This is a genomic window from Nocardioides cremeus (assembly GCF_030518195.1).
GTDB classification, from domain to species: domain Bacteria; phylum Actinomycetota; class Actinomycetes; order Propionibacteriales; family Nocardioidaceae; genus Nocardioides; species Nocardioides cremeus.
Map to the genome: position 1 here is coordinate 1 of NZ_JAULSC010000494.1, position 209 is coordinate 209.

General features: G+C 78.9%; 1 protein-coding gene. It reads left to right on the top strand.

Annotation, left to right across the window (positions count from 1 at the left end):
- Window positions 1-209, top strand: a 209-nt coding sequence (locus QWJ41_RS21855; RefSeq protein ID WP_500684581.1) for a SigE family RNA polymerase sigma factor, incomplete at both ends; no start/stop codon positions are given.

The window sequence follows — 209 nt, forward strand, 5'->3', positions numbered from 1 at the left end:
TGGAGCGCGCCGAGCACCCCGTGGCGTGGGTGCGCACCACCGCGCACCGGTTGGCGGTCAGCCGCTGGCGGCGTACGCGGCTCGCGAAGCGGCCCACCGCCCGCGCGGTCGACCCCCGCACCACGACCGCCCCGCCCAGCGAGTCGCACGTGGCCCTGGTGCGGGCCCTCGAGCAGCTGCCCGAGGCCCAGCGGCACACGCTCGTGCTG